Genomic DNA, 13,124 nt, shown 5'->3' on the forward strand with positions numbered 1-13,124 from the left:
TGACCCGATGTCGCAGCAACGCACCATCAAGAACGTGATCCGCGCCACCGGCGTCGGCCTGCACAGTGGCGAGAAGGTGTTCCTCACCCTGCGCCCGGCCACGCCCGACACCGGCATCGTGTTCCGCCGCGTCGATCTCGACCCGGTGGTCGAGATTCCGGCCGCCGGCGAACTGGTGAGCGAGACCACCCTGTGCACGGGGCTGACCTGCGATGGTGCCAAGGTGCAGACGGTCGAACACCTGATGTCGGCACTGGCCGGCCTGGGCATCGACAACCTTTACGTTGAGCTCTCTGCGGCCGAAGTGCCGATCATGGATGGCTCGTCGGGCCCCTTCGTGTTCCTGCTGCAGTCGGCGGGGATCGTCGAGCAGGACGCGCCCAAGCGCTTCATCCGCATCACCCGGCCGGTCGAGGTGCGCGAGGGCGACAAGATCGCGCGCTTCGAGCCGCACGACGGCTACCGCCTCGGCTTCACGGTCGATTTCGATCATCCCGCGATCCCGAAGTCGCAGTCGCGCGCGCAGATCGAGTTCTCCACCGACGCCTACATCCGCGAGGTCAGCCGCGCCCGCACGTTCGGCTTCATGCGCGATCTGGAGTACATGCGCGAGCGCAACCTCGGCCTCGGCGGCTCGATGGACAACGCGATCGTGCTCGACGAGTTCCGCGTGCTCAACGACGACGGCCTGCGCTACGCCGACGAGTTCGTGCGCCACAAGATCCTCGACGCGGTGGGCGATCTCTACCTCGCCGGGCATCCCATCCTCGGCGCGTTCGAGGGCTACAAGTCCGGTCATGCGCTCAACAACAAGCTGGTGCGCGCGCTGCTGGCCGATCGCACCGCATGGGAAGAAGTCACGTTCCCGAAGGCCGCGCCCGCGCCGGTCGCCTACGGCGCGCCGTTGACGGCCTGATGCCACTGGCCCGCACCTGGACCGGGTCCCGCCTGATCCCTCGCGCCTCACCGTGGGCCGGTCGAACGACCGGCAGGACGAGCGCGTCCTGCGTGTGAACCCTGCCTGGCGGAGCCATGCCCGCCATGGCACATATCGCGAAGTTCAGGCTGTTCTCAGGCTCGGACGCGAATGCGGGCACATGTCACATTTCACGCGGTGAATGCGCGGATATAACGTTTTTCTAACGAAATTTAGGCTTTTGCAGAGCGGACCATTAACGTTTCACATGGTCCTGGCCGATAGGATGCGCTGTCCGCGTGGGCCGGCCAGGATGCCGGGAACCGTCCACGCGGAGGCCGGGGCGGCTCAGTCGCCCGGCGTTTCGCCAGGCGCAGGCCCATCCAGGGCCGCCAGCGCAGCGCGGAACGCATCGTCCGTCGCGGCGGACCGGCCCGTGCCCCGCGCCGTCGTCGGCACCGGAGCGCGACGCGTGGTCGGGGACAGGAACGGTTCCTTGGTCGCCTTGATGGTGACCTCGCGCACTTGCAGCCCGATGGAGCGGGCGGCGTCGAGCAGTTCACTGGCGGCCAGGCGCAACCTGGCATGCCAGAGGGGGGAATCGACGAGGAACACCAGCCTGCCGTCGACCACGTTGGCCAGCCGCACATGCGGCGCCAGCGCCGGAGGCAGGAGGGGGCGCAGTTGACGGTCCAGTGCATCGAGCCCGAGGGCGTGGCGCACCGGATCTCCGGCGGTACCGGACAGCAGTGCATCGAGCGCCGTCTGCATGGTCGCGGAGCGATCCGCAGCAGGTGGCACCTTTGGCGAACTGGACCGCCGTGGATAGGAATCAGACATCAGGCACATGACTTTACACACAATCTCCGTGCAGACCCTGTCGACGCTTCGCGCGCTCGGCCAACGCCTGCAGGCGCGACTGGTCCAAAAGCCACTCGCCGCCGCCATCGTCCTCGCCGGGTCCGGCATCGTCCTTGGTGGCGCGCTGAACGCGGCCACCGTGAACCGGCTGCAGCAGCAGGTCTCGGGCCAGGCACAGACGCTCGACGCCACCCGCCGCGAGGCGCAGCGCGAGGTCAACGCACTGGCCGCGCGCCTGGGTGAGCTGCAGGCGCAGGCCAACCGCCTCAATGCGCTGGGCGACCGCCTGACCCGGATCGCGAAACTGGGCGACGGCGAGTTCGATTTCGACAAGCCGGTCGCCCTCGGCGGCGCCGAGTCCAGCCAGGACATGGCGGCGCGGCAGCTGGTCGACGGCCTCGACGACGTCGACGCCCAGTTCGGGCATGCCGGGCGCCAGCTCTCGGTGCTCGAGGCCCTGCTGTTCGACCAGGAACTCGAGCGCAACGCCGTGCCTTCGCGCTCGCCGGTGGCCAGCAGCTACATCACCTCCGGCTACGGCGGCCGCGCCGATCCGTTCGGCGGCGGCAGCCAGTTCCACAAGGGCATCGATTTCGACGCCAACACCGGCGATCCGGTGATGACGGTCGCCGACGGCGTGGTCAGCTTCTCCGGCGTGCGCAGCGGCTACGGCAATGTGGTCGAGGTCGACCACGGCAACGGCTTCGTCACCCGCTACGCGCACAACTCCCGCAACAGCGTGAAGGTCGGCGACCTGGTGCGCGTGGGACAGCAGATCGCCAAGGCCGGCTCCACCGGGCGTTCGACCGGTGCGCACGTGCATTTCGAGGTCTGGGAGAACGGGCGCGTGCACAACCCGCGCAAGTTCCTCGGCGAAGTGGGCGCGAAGCGGGGCTGAGGCTGCGAGGCGTCCGGCTGTCGGGCTTCCGGCAGTCGGTTGTTGCGGCGGACCCTTCACCGGCAACGCGCCTGAGGGCACAGCCGTAGGGGGAGGAGCATGCCCGCGAGGGCACCGCATCCGCTCCGTGGTCGACGTCGGAGGTTTCGTGAGGATCCCCCGGACCTGCGCTCCTTCCATGGGGGAGGCCGGGCTCACGCGCGGACAGCGCTGGTACCGCTGCTCGATCCAGCTTGTTTTGAAGCAGAAGCGGTGGTTCGCCGGTGTCTCGCGTGGCGACGCGTTCGTCATCCAGGCCGCTCTAGGACCGTCCGGCGCCCCCTTGCAAACGCCCCCGGGCGCCACCACGGTACAATGCGCGTTGCCATCGAAAAGGGCGCCACTGCGCCCTTTTTCATTTGCCGGCAGAGCGCGCTGCGCGCGCCCCGGTCCCGCCCACATTCCGGTACATCCATGCTCAATCGCCTGCTCACCAGCGTCTTCGGCAGCCGCAACGACCGCCTCGTCAAGCAACTCGGCGGCGTGGTCAAGAAGATCAACGCCCTCGAGCCGCAGATGCAGGCCCTGTCCGACGCCGAACTCCAGGCCAAGACCCCAGAATTGCGCGAGCGCGTCGCCAACGGCGAGTCGCTCGACAAGGTGCTGCCCGAGGCGTTCGCCGTGTGTCGCGAGGCCAGCGTGCGGGTGCTGGGACTGCGCCCCTACGACGTGCAGCTGGTCGGCGGCATGGTCCTGCACATGGGCAAGATCGCCGAGATGCGCACCGGCGAGGGCAAGACCCTGGTCGCGACCCTGCCTTGCTACCTCAACGCGCTCGAGGGCAAGGGCGTGCACGTGGTGACGGTGAACGACTACCTCGCGCGCCGCGACGCCGCCCAGATGGGCAGGCTCTACAACTGGCTGGGCCTGAGCGTGGGCGTGGTCTACCCGGGCATGCCGCATTCCGACAAGCATGCCGCCTACGGCGCCGACATCACCTACGGGACCAACAACGAATTCGGCTTCGACTACCTGCGCGACAACATGGCCATGTCCAAGGCCGACCGCTACCAGCGCGGCCTGAACTACGCCATCGTCGACGAGGTGGACTCGATCCTGATCGACGAGGCGCGCACGCCGCTGATCATCTCCGGCCCGGCCGACGAATCGCCCGAGCTGTACATCAAGGTCAACCGCATCGTGCCCTCGCTGAAGCGCCAGGAAGTCGAGGACGGCGTGGGCGATTTCTGGGTCGACGAGAAGGGCAAGCAGGTGCACCTGTCCGAGGCCGGGCAGGAACACGCCGAGGAACTGCTGCACAAGGCCGGCATCCTGGAGGCCGGCGACGACCTGTACGCCCCGCACAACATCCACGTGGTGCACCACCTCAACGCCGCGATGCGTGCGCACGCGATCTACCAGCGCGACGTCGACTACATCGTGCGCGACGGCGAGGTGGTGATCGTCGACGAGTTCACCGGCCGCACGCTCGTGGGCCGGCGCTGGTCCGACGGCCTGCACCAGGCGGTCGAGGCCAAGGAAGGCGTGCCGGTGCAGCGCGAGAACCAGACGCTGGCCAGCATCACCTTCCAGAACCTGTTCCGCATGTACGGCAAGCTCTCGGGCATGACCGGCACCGCGGACACCGAGGCGTTCGAGTTCAACAGCATCTACGGGCTGGAAGTGGTGGTGATTCCGACCCACCGGCCGATGATCCGCATCGACCACCCCGACGCGGTGTTCCTCAACCGCAACGGCAAGTACCGCGCGGTGGCCGCCGAGATCAAGGACTGCTTCGAGCGCGGCCAGCCGGTGCTGGTGGGCACCACCTCGATCGAGGTGTCCGAACTGCTGTCGAAGTTCCTGCGCGAGGACAAGATCCCGCACGAGGTGCTCAACGCCAAGCAGCACGAGCGCGAGGCGCACATCGTCGCCAACGCCGGCCGTCCCAAGGCGGTCACCATCGCCACCAACATGGCCGGCCGCGGTACCGACATCGTGCTCGGCGGTTCGCTCGAGGCCGAGCTGCACGCGCTGGGCGAGGGCGCGACCGAGGCCGAGAAGGCGCGCGTGAGCGAGGAGTGGCAGAAGCGCCACGACGAGGTGGTCGCCCTGGGCGGCCTGCACATCCTGGGCACCGAGCGCCACGAGTCGCGCCGCATCGACAACCAGCTGCGCGGCCGTTCCGGCCGCCAGGGCGACCCGGGTTCGAGCCGCTTCTACCTCTCGCTCGAAGACAACCTGATGCGGATCTTCGCCGCCGACTGGGTGCAGCGGGTGATGGCGCGCATGGGGCTCAAGGAAGACGACATCATCGAGTCGCCGCTGGTGTCGAAGCAGATCGCGAACGCGCAGCGCAAGGTCGAGGCCCACAACTTCGACATCCGCAAGAACCTGCTCGACTTCGACGACGTCAACAACGACCAGCGCAAGGTGATCTACGGCCAGCGCGACGAGCTGCTCGAGGCCGAGAGCGTGCAGGAGAACATCGACGGCATCCGCGGCGACGTGGTGGCCGACGTGGTCGAGCGCCACGTGCCGCGCGAATCCATCGACGACCAGTGGGACCTGCCGGGCCTGGAGGCGACGCTGGAGCAGGAGTTCGGCCTGCGCCTGGAGCTGCAGCGCATGGCCGCCGAGCGCAAGGAGCTCGACGCCGAAGGCATCCAGGACCACGTGCGCGAGGCGCTCGACCGGGTGTTCTCGGAGAAGGAATCCCAGGTCGGCCCCGAGACGATGCGCGCGCTCGAGAAGCACATCATGCTCAACGTGCTCGACGACAACTGGAAGCAGCACCTCGGCCGCATGGACTACCTGCGCCAGGGCATCCATCTGCGCGGCTACGCGCAGAAGCAGCCCAAGCAGGAGTACAAGAAGGAAGCGTTCGAGCTGTTCAGCGAGATGCTGGACAAGGTCAAGCGCGAGGTGGTGACCCTGCTGGCGCGCGTGCGCGTGCGCAGCGAGGACGAGGTGGCCGCGATCGAGGCGCAGGAGCGGGCGCAGGTCGAGGCGCGCCTGCGCCAGGCCCAGTTCCAGCACGAGAGCGCCGGCGGCTTTGGCGCCGACGAGGAAGCGGCGCAGCCCGACTACCAGCAGGGCGGACAGGCCCCGATCGTGCGCGACGGCGCCAAGATCGGCCGCAACGACCCGTGCCCCTGCGGCAGCGGCAAGAAGTACAAGCACTGCCATGGACAGCTGGCCTGACCAGGCGGTTCGCCCGGCCGCCTGCGCCGGGCCCAGGTTTCAAGCGGTGATGCGCGGGTCTTTCGGGGCTCCGCCGCCTGGCCGGGGGGGCAGCGGTCCGCCCGCCCGCGATCGTTCGGGACGTCTGCCGTCCACGGCCCTGCACGATCACGCTGCACGCCCAGGCTGTGCGGTGCCCGCGCGATGATCCCGCCGTCCACTGCCGATGCAGGTGGCGACGTACCGCAGTCGCGGCCTTCCGTGCACGTCGTGGCCGGCGTCATCACCGATGCGCGCGGGCGGATCCTGCTGGCGCGCCGCGCGCCGGGTCGGGAACTGGCCGGACTGTGGGAGTTCCCCGGCGGCAAGGTCGATCCCGGGGAGACACCGGACGGCGCGCTGGTGCGCGAGCTGCGCGAGGAGCTCGGAATCGAGGTCGACATCGGCGCGCCGCTGATGGTGGTGCCGCATCTCACGCCGAGCCGGCGCCTGCACCTGGACGTGCGCCACGTGCGCGCATGGCGCGGCACGCCGAAGGGTTGCGAGGGTCAGGCGCTGGCCTGGGTACAGCCCGGGCGACTGGCGCGCTACGACATGCCCGCGCCCGACCGCCCGGTGGTCGCGGCGCTGATGCAGCCCGACCGCTGCCTGGTCACGCCGTCGCCCGGCGAAGACGATGGTCCCTGGCTCGACGCGCTCGCCGGTGCGCTCGCCGCCGGGGTGCGGCGGGTGCAGTTCCGCCTGCACGGCGTGGACGACCACCGGCGCCGTCGCCTGCTTGCCGCCGCGCTCCAGTCCTGTGGGGCGGTCGGCGCGCAACTGCTGGTCAATGGCGACGCGGCGCTCGCGCAAGAGGCCGGCGTCGGCCTGCACCTGCCCGCGGCGCAGCTGCGCGGGTGCGGGAGCCGGCCCGTGCCCGCGGGCCAGCTGTTGTCCGCGTCCTGCCACGATGCGGACGAACTGGCGCTGGCCGAGGCGCTCGGCTGCGATTTCGCCCTGGTCGGGCCGGTGCAGGCCACGCCCAGCCATCCGGGCCAGCCGGGCATCGGCTGGGCGCGGTTCGAGGCACTGCGCGAGCACGTCTCGCTGCCGCTGTATGCGATCGGCGGGCTGGGCGTCGACGACATCGCCACCGCGCGCAGCCACGGCGCCCAGGGCGTGGCCGCGATCCGTGGATTGTGGGGAGACGGTCCCGCCGGTCAGCCCGGCGCGGCCGCTGCCGCCAGCGCCCGGTAGCGCGCATCCAGCGCGGCCACGTGGGCGTCGAGCGCGTCCAGCGGACCGTCGTTGACCAGCACGTCGTCGGCGATCGCCAACCGCTGCACGCGGCTGGCCTGGGCCGCGATCATCCGCTCAGCGAGCGCTGCGTCGATGCCGTCTCGGGCGAGCAGGCGCGCGCGCTGCACCGCCACCGGTACATCGATCACCAGCACCCGTCGCAGCCAGGGATAGGCATCACGCCCGGTGCCGGTTACGGCGTGCGCCCCGCCGTCGCGCACAGCAGCAGGGGCGTCGGCGACAGCGCCCGCCCCGGCGCCGAAGGAATGCGCCGGGGCCGGCCCGGACATGGCCATGGTCGCAGGCGGAGGCTGGGTCGCCGCCGCAGGGGAGGGTATCGCGGCCATTGGTGCTGCCGGCAGCACTTCGGCCAGCAGCGGAATGGCGGCAACGGCGTAGGGCCCGGGCGCCGCCGCGCAGGTCGCCTGCAGCAGCGCGCGCACGCGCGGATGCACGATCGCCTCCAGCCGCAGCCGCGCCGCGTCGTCGGCGAACACGCGCCGGCGCATGGCGGGGCGGTCGAGCGAGCCATCCGCGGCCAGCGCTTCGCTACCGAAGGCCGCCACCACCTCGGCCAGGCCTTCGCTGCCGATCGCCACCGCATCGCGCGCGGCCAGGTCCGCGTCGGCCACGGTGATCCCCAGCGCCTCGAAGCGCCGCGTCACCTCGCTCTTGCCGGAGGCCACCCCTCCGGTCAGTCCCACCACGTAATCGGCCATCCGCCGATTGTGCCCGCGGCGCTGGCGTCCGCCCAGTCGGGACCGCTGATTGGGCCAGCCCGCGTCGCGCGTCCTGCTCCCTCATCCCGCGCTTCGGGCCACCTTCCCCCGCCAAGCGGGAGAGCGGAAAGCGTCCCTTAAACGGGAAAAGGGAAAGCGTCCCCAGGCGAAGAAGGTAAGGCGCGGCATCCCAAGACCCGGAGGGGGCGCCGCAGCGCGGGTCAGATGCCCGCGTAGCCGCGATACATGCCGATCAGCTGGTCGCCCCACATGAAGACGATCCAGCCGGCGATGGCCAGATAGGGGCCGAACGGGATCGGGGTGGCCCGGTCGCGGCCCTTCACTGCCAGCCAGATCGACCCGATCAGCGCGCCGACCACCGAGGAGAGCAGGATGATCGGCAGCACGCCCGCCAAGCCCACCCAGGCGCCGAGCGCGGCCAGCAGCTTGAAGTCGCCGTGGCCCATGCCTTCCTTGCCGGTGACCTGCTTGAACACCCACCACACCGACCACAGGCTCACGTAGCCCGCGATCGCCCCCAGCAGCGCCGGCTTGGCCGGCATGTAGAGGTTGTCCAGCGCCGCGATCAGCCCCAGCCACATCAGCGGCAACGTCAACGAATCGGGCAGCAGCTGCGTGCGCAGGTCGATGCCGGACAGGGCCACCAGCACGCAGGTCAGCAGGCAGGCGCCGAAGCCCTGCCAGCCGAAGCCGAAGCGCCACACGCACAGCACGCACAGCATCGCGGTCAGCAGTTCGACCAGCGGATACTGGATCGAGATCGGCGCCTTGCAATTGCGGCACTTGCCGCGCAGCGCCAGCCAGCTGAACACCGGGATGTTCTCGTACCACGACAGCTGGTGGCCGCAGTGCGGGCAGTGCGAGCGCTCGACCACGATGCCCGGCGGCGGCGGGTCGTAGAGCTCGGGTTCGCCCAGCACCTCGCGCGCGTCGCGGTTCCACTCCCACTCCATGCGCCGCGGCAGGCGCAGGATCACCACGTTGAGGAAGCTGCCCACGAGGAGGCCGAGCCCGGCCACCAGCGGATAGCCGAGCCCGGGGTTCTGGTCGAGATACGCCATCCGGCGTCAGCCCATCACGGTCATCGCGATCTTGAAGATCGGCAGGTACATCGCGATCACGATCGCGCCCACCATCGTGCCGATGATCACCATCACGAATGGTTCGATCAGGCTCGAGATGGCGTCGACCGCGTTGCTCACCTCTTCCTCGTAGAACTCGGCGACCTTGAACAGCATGGTGTCGAGCGCGCCGGCCTCCTCGCCGATGGCGGTCATCTGCACCACCATATGCGGGAACACGCCGACCTGCTTCATCGCCATGTTGAGCGGATAGCCCACCGACACGTCGTCGCGCATCTGCAGCACGGCGTCGGTGTAGACCCGGTTGCCGGTCGCACCGGCCACGCTGTCCATCGCTTCCACCAGCGGCACGCCGGCCTTGAACGTCACCGCGAGGGTACGGGCGAAGCGGGCGATCGCCGAGCTCCGCAGCACCTGGCCGATCACCGGGATCTTGAGCATCAACCGGTCGACCGTGTGCTGCAGTTTCGTAGACCGCTTGTACATGTACATGAAGGTGGCGAAAGCGGCCACCGCGACGATCAGGAACGCCCACCACCATTTCACCAGGATTTCGGAGAACCCGAACACCAGCGCGGTGAACGCCGGGAGTTCCGTGCCAAAGCTCGCGAACTGTTCCTTGAAGATGGGCACCACGAAGATCATCAGCACGGCGCACACCAGGATCGCCACGCCGATGATCGCGATGGGGTAGAACATCGCCTTCTTGATCTTGCCCTTGATCGACTCGATGTTCTCCTTGTACGTGGCGATGGTGTCGAGCACCGTTTCCAGCGCACCCGAGGACTCGCCCGCGCGCACCAGGTTGCGGTACAGCTCGTCGAACTGGACCGGGTACTTGCTCATCGCCTCGTAGATCGACGAGCCCGACTCCAGCTCGATGCGCAGGTCGTCGACCATCTTCTTCATCTTCGGGTTCTTCTGCCCGTTGCCGATGATCTCCAGCGCCATCACGATCGGCACGCCGGACTTCATCATCGTCGCCAGCTGGCGGCTGAAGACCGCGATGTCCTTGGCGGTGACGTTCTTGCCGGCGCCACCGAAGAGTGGCTTGGGCTTGGGCTTGACCACGCCCGGCTGGATGCCCTGCCTGCGCAGTTCGGCACGCAGCAGGTTCGCGTTGCGCGCCTGCTGCTCGCCCTTCATCTTCTTGCCGCGCTTGTCGGTGCCCTCCCAGACGAACATCGGCATGGTCACGCCTTCGCGCACCGGCTTGGCGGTGCCACGGGCGGCGGTCTTGGCGGCGGAACGGGTCACGGCCATCGCAATATCCCCTGGGTGTGCCCGGCCTCCCCGGCCGGGCGAATTCCCTTGCATGGTAACTGCTTAGGAAGGGAAGTGAAATTCAACTCTGTGACGGCGCGCAGGGTTTGGAGTGCGCTCCCCAGCCGGTCGAACCGCGTCCAGGCGGGGCCCGCGCCAGGGGAATCACCCGCCGTGCGTCAGTCCCCGTCCGGCCCCGGATCGGATCAGTCCTTGGTCACCCGGTTGATCTCCGCCAGGCTGGTCATCCCCTTCTTCACCTTGAGCAGGGCCGACTGGCGCAGGTCGCGCACGCCCGAGCGCTGGGCAGCCTCGGCGATCTGCAGGGCGTTGCCGCCCTCCAGGATGATGGTGGCGATCTCGTCGGTCATCGGCATGACCTGGTAGATGCCGGTCCGGCCCTTGTAGCCGTTGGTGCAGTCGTCGCAGCCGGCGGCCTCGAACACGGTGAAGCCCTCGTTGATCTCCTTCTCTGTGTAGCCCTCGGCCAGCAGCGCGTTGTCCGGGATCTGCACCGGTTTCTTGCATTTTTCGCACAGCCGCCGCGCCAGGCGCTGGGCGATCACGAGCGTCACCGAGCTGGTGATGTTGTAGGGCGCGATGCCCATGTTCATCAGGCGCGAGATGGTCTGGGGGCCGTCGTTGGTGTGCAGGGTGGAGAGCACCATGTGGCCGGTCTGGGCAGCCTTGATCGCGATCTCGGCGGTTTCCAGGTCGCGGATCTCGCCGACCATGATGATATCGGGATCCTGGCGCAGGAAGCTGCGCAACGCGGCGGCGAAGGTCATGCCACGGCGCTCGTTCTGCTGCACCTGGTTCACGCCGGGCAGGCGGATTTCGACCGGGTCCTCGACCGTGGAGATGTTGCGGATCTCGTCGTTGAGCATGCCCAGCGCCGTGTACAGCGAGACCGTCTTGCCCGAGCCGGTGGGGCCGGTGACCAGCACCATGCCGTACGGCTTGTGGATCGCCTCCTCGAACAGCTTCTGCTGGTCGGGCTCGTAGCCCAGCTTGTCGATGCCCAGCTTGGCCGCGCTGGCGTCGAGGATACGCAGCACCACCTTCTCGCCGAACAGGGTGGGCAGGGTACTGACGCGGAAGTCGATCTGCTTGGTCTTGCTCAGGTTGAGCTTGATGCGGCCGTCCTGCGGGATCCGCTTCTCGGCGATGTCCAGCTGCGCCATCACCTTCAGGCGCGCGGTGATGCGCGAATTGAGCTTGACCGGCATCTTCGCCGACTGCTTGAGGATGCCGTCCACGCGCAGGCGCACGCGGTAGTCGGTTTCGTAGGGCTCGAAGTGGATGTCGGACGCGCCGCGCTTGATGGCGTCGATCAGCACCTTGTTGACGAACTTGACGATCGGCGCGTCGTCCTTGCCCTCGGCGCCGGTGTCGCGGGATTCGTCCTCGCTCCCGGCCTCGACGTCGAGGTTCTCAAGGCCGTCCGAATCGTCCAGCGCATCGCCGAAGGCATCCGATGCCTGCATCCACAGCTCGAGCGTGCGCCGGATGGTGTCCTCGTCCACCAGGATCGGCTCGACCACCAGGTTGGTGTGGAACTTGATCTCGTCCAGGGCATGGCTGTTGGTCGGGTCGGAGGTGGCCACGAACAGCTTGGCCCCGCGCTTGTACAGCGGCAGGATGTGGTGCTTGTTGAGCAGGTCCTCGCTGACCAGCTTCACCGCGCTGAACGAGGCGTCCATGGCCGAGGGGTCGAACACCGGCATGCCGAACTCGATCGAGTTCGCCGCCGCCATCTGGGCGGAACTGACCAGCTTGTGCTCGCGCAGGTAGGCCGCCACCTGCTTGCGCTCGGTCGTGGCCTTGTCCAGCGCCTCGCGGGCGGCCGCCTCGTCCAGCGCCCCGTCCATGACCAGGCGGCGTGCAATGCCGGTGATGCCGACGAGGTTGGGGGTGGCGACAGCGTTCATGGGGGACCTCCTCAGGTAGGGCGACTGTACCGCAAGCATTTCGTGTGCCATAGCGACCGGCGCCACGGTCCCGCCGGCAAGTGGCCGACGGGCGCCACGGTTTCGGCTACCCTTTCACGGCCAGAAGGGGAGCCCATGCAAGTTTCCGTCATCCTGCCTGCCAAGAACGAGGCCGAAGGCCTGCGCCAGACCCTCCCGCGCCTGCGGGCGGCCCAGCCCGACGCCGAGCTGATCGTGGTGGACGATGGCTCCAGCGACGACACCGCTGCCGTGGCCGCCGAGTTCGGCGCCAGGGTTCTGACGAGCCCGTACCCGATGGGCAACGGCGCGGCGATCAAGCGTGGTGCACGGGCAGCCACCGGTGATGTCCTGGTGTTCATGGATGCCGATGGGCAGCATGATCCGGGCTGTATCGAAGCGCTGTTGTCCAAGCTGGCCGAAGGCTATGACATGGTGGTCGGCTCTCGCGATTGGGCGGGGCAGGCAGGGGCGCATCGAGGTGCGGCCAATGCTTTCTACAACTGGCTGGCCAGCCGGATGACTGGCTTCGCGGTGAGGGACCTGACCTCGGGGTTCCGTGCAGTCCGCGCCGAGCGCTTCCGGGAGTTCCTGTACCTATTACCGAATGGCTTCAGCTATCCCACCACCAGCACGATGGCGTTTTTTCGCAACGCCTATCCGGTGGCCTACATTCCGATCCCGGTTGCCAAGCGCATCGGCAGGAGCCACCTACGCCCGCTGCGCGACGGCATCCGCTTCCTGCTGATCATCTTTCGCATCGCCACCCTGTACTCACCGCTCAAACTATTCGCACCCACTGCGGCGACGTTCTTTTTGCTGGGGCTAGGCTGGTACGCCTGGACGCTTACAACGGAAGGCCGCTTCACCAACATGAGCGCACTTTTAATGAGCGCATCGGTCATCGTGTTCCTGATTGGGTTGATCTCGGAGCAGATTACCAGTCTGACCTACCGTCGAACGAACTGATTGTCG

Annotated in this window: 10 protein-coding genes; 5 read left to right on the forward strand and 5 right to left on the reverse strand. The window is 68.2% G+C overall.

The window, feature by feature from the left end:
• Positions 1-7 precede the first annotated feature (7 nt).
• Positions 8-916: a UDP-3-O-acyl-N-acetylglucosamine deacetylase gene (gene lpxC / locus QFW81_RS03655; protein WP_280577208.1), complete on the forward strand. Its 909-nt coding sequence runs from the start codon at positions 8-10 to the stop codon at positions 914-916.
• A gap of 348 nt (positions 917-1,264) precedes the next feature.
• On the opposite strand, the gene QFW81_RS03660 is transcribed toward lpxC, so the two are convergent.
• On the reverse strand, positions 1,265-1,687 hold the full coding sequence (locus QFW81_RS03660; protein ID WP_280577209.1) for a DciA family protein: 423 nt from the start codon (positions 1,685-1,687) through the stop codon (positions 1,265-1,267).
• Positions 1,688-1,763: 76 nt separating this feature from the next.
• Here QFW81_RS03660 and QFW81_RS03665 point away from each other — a divergent pair, with 76 nt between their 5' ends.
• The 3 genes from QFW81_RS03665 (at position 1,764) to QFW81_RS03675 (ending at position 7,073) form a co-directional block, all read left to right on the forward strand.
• Positions 1,764-2,675 (forward strand): peptidoglycan DD-metalloendopeptidase family protein, encoded by a 912-nt coding sequence (locus QFW81_RS03665; RefSeq protein ID WP_280577210.1) that lies wholly within the window; start codon positions 1,764-1,766, stop codon positions 2,673-2,675.
• Between the two features lie 453 nt (positions 2,676-3,128).
• Complete coding sequence (gene secA, locus QFW81_RS03670) at positions 3,129-5,858, forward strand: preprotein translocase subunit SecA (protein WP_280577211.1); 2,730 nt, start codon at positions 3,129-3,131, stop codon at positions 5,856-5,858.
• Positions 5,859-6,041: 183 nt separating this feature from the next.
• The gene (locus tag QFW81_RS03675) at positions 6,042-7,073 is read left to right on the forward strand and encodes a Nudix family hydrolase (RefSeq protein WP_280577212.1); all 1,032 of its coding nucleotides are present in this window, start codon (positions 6,042-6,044) and stop codon (positions 7,071-7,073) included.
• Here the strand turns inward: QFW81_RS03675 and coaE are convergent.
• From coaE to pilB, 4 genes are all read right to left on the reverse strand, one after another.
• Positions 7,037-7,834: a dephospho-CoA kinase gene (gene coaE / locus QFW81_RS03680; protein WP_280577213.1), complete on the reverse strand. Its 798-nt coding sequence runs from the start codon at positions 7,832-7,834 to the stop codon at positions 7,037-7,039. The genes QFW81_RS03675 and coaE overlap by 37 nt on opposite strands.
• 221 nt (positions 7,835-8,055) lie before the next feature.
• Positions 8,056-8,916, reverse strand: a complete 861-nt coding sequence (locus QFW81_RS03685) for a prepilin peptidase (protein WP_280577214.1) — start codon at positions 8,914-8,916, stop codon at positions 8,056-8,058.
• A gap of 6 nt (positions 8,917-8,922) precedes the next feature.
• Positions 8,923-10,200 (reverse strand): type II secretion system F family protein, encoded by a 1,278-nt coding sequence (locus tag QFW81_RS03690; protein WP_425603965.1) that lies wholly within the window; start codon positions 10,198-10,200, stop codon positions 8,923-8,925.
• Positions 10,201-10,406: 206 nt separating this feature from the next.
• Positions 10,407-12,131, reverse strand: coding sequence for a type IV-A pilus assembly ATPase PilB (gene pilB / locus QFW81_RS03695; protein ID WP_280577215.1), 1,725 nt, complete (start codon positions 12,129-12,131; stop codon positions 10,407-10,409).
• Positions 12,132-12,266: 135 nt separating this feature from the next.
• Here pilB and QFW81_RS03700 point away from each other — a divergent pair, with 135 nt between their 5' ends.
• Positions 12,267-13,118, forward strand: coding sequence for a glycosyltransferase family 2 protein (locus QFW81_RS03700; protein ID WP_280577216.1), 852 nt, complete (start codon positions 12,267-12,269; stop codon positions 13,116-13,118).
• The last annotated feature ends 6 nt before the right edge of the window (positions 13,119-13,124 follow it).

This window comes from Luteimonas kalidii (assembly GCF_029887935.1).
Lineage (GTDB): Bacteria > Pseudomonadota > Gammaproteobacteria > Xanthomonadales > Xanthomonadaceae > Luteimonas > Luteimonas kalidii.